The 1,445-nt window shown below is 64.6% G+C and carries 1 protein-coding gene; it reads left to right on the top strand.

The genetic code is table 11. The features are described 5' to 3' along the window. Nucleotides 1-853 precede the first annotated feature (853 nt). Nucleotides 854-1,213 (top strand): hypothetical protein, encoded by a 360-nt coding sequence (locus ABTZ17_RS36790; protein WP_352200177.1) that lies wholly within the window; start codon nt 854-856, stop codon nt 1,211-1,213. Nucleotides 1,214-1,445: the final 232 nt, after the last annotated feature.

Genomic DNA, 1,445 nt, shown 5'->3' with positions numbered 1-1,445 from the left:
CCTCGCCCCCGTCCGGCCCCGGCCCGGCGGCGCCCGGCCGGGGCCGCCGGGAGGATCGGAGCCCGGACGCGGGTAGGCGGATGGTGAAGGGAGGCAGCGGTGGTGCTGGTTCACGGGTAAGCGATGAGCACTGCATCATCATCCCCGGGACCGTGTCCCTGCCGGGCCCGTTCCGGCGCCCCGGACCGCGGCTGTGCGCCTGTGTGGGGCGCCCGCAGGCTGGGTGAAGCCCCCGTGGATGGGCGCGGTGCTGAAAGGGGCTCAGAACCGCGCGTGTGCCGTCTGGCCGGGCCGGGGGCCGCGCCGGTGCAGCGCCGCGCAAGCACCCTCCGGCCGTACGTCGCGTACGAGTCCCCGGCTCTAGCGGAGCCCGTGGAGGTCGTGAGGGTACTGGCTTTCTCGTGGTCTCACACAGGACATCAGTCCTGATGAGTGCTTTGAGGTCGGGTCCGTACAGGGGCCCGGGATTCGGTGGGTGGAGGGGAAGGATCTGTGGCTTTGACCTTCACTGGAGGTCAAAGTCGTGGTATCCAGGCCGAGTTGAGTCGCATCGGCAGATCGGGGGCGTTTGGTGAAGCATGGCAAGCGGAGGGTAGTCGCAGGACTTGCGTTAGCCCTGGCGGTGGTGGGTTGTTCGGGTGGGAGCGGGACGAGTGGGGGGCTCCGCGCGGCCGATAAGCCATTCAGTCCTTCCCAGGTTTCTCAAGCCATCCCGAGCCGGTTCTCCGCGCCGAAGGGGTGGTCGAGCAGTGACCCGAGCACCCGGAGTGACAGCATCGCCCAGAGCGAGTGTCAACATCGACGTTTGAGTGATTGGAGCTGTGTTGGACTTACCGCGGTCTCGTTTTCATCCATGGAAACAGACGAATCACGCCGTAGCAGTGTGGATTTCACCCTGCTCGCCTATGACTCGGTAGATAATGCCAAGGTAGGCATGAAAATGCTGATAGAAAAGCAGCTAGAGTGGCTGAGGAAGCATAATCCGAAGTCTCTGAACCTCAAAATCGACGCAGACGAGGTAGACGCATCCGAGACTGTCGGCTCGGTGTCGGATCCACAGAGCAGGTACGGCTATGTAAATCTGCGTATCGGGACTGTAGCCGCATCTATATCCACTGAGGATCTTCCCCGCGATAAGAACCTACAATTCTTTGCGAAGCTACAAGCAGAACGCATCGTAATCGCTGCCTCAGGGAAAAACCCGGACGCCTAAAAGGTGGCACACCCCGCGCAGCGGGATGGAGGAACACCTCCAGTGAACTCAGGAGATCGACTGGAGTGAGGGCCCCTGCCTTCGGCCGGGGCCCTTTTCTGACCCCGGCGAAGCCGGGAGTGCGCAGCGAAGCGCAGCACCACGGCCCCGCGCAGCGAGGCCGCCCCGCGTTCGGGCGCGAAGCCCCCCAGCCCGCGAAGCGGGCACCCTCCCAAGGCCCGCGAAGCGGGCC

This window comes from Streptomyces sp. NPDC097619 (assembly GCF_040302735.1).
Lineage (GTDB): Bacteria > Actinomycetota > Actinomycetes > Streptomycetales > Streptomycetaceae > Streptomyces.
This window is presented reverse-complemented; position numbering and strand designations above follow the sequence as displayed.

Excerpts from the sequence above, each read along its gene's own strand:
- ABTZ17_RS36790 (WP_352200177.1), top strand. The coding sequence starts at position 854 with ATGGAAACAGACGAATCACGCCGTAGCAGTGTGGATTTCACCCTGCTC.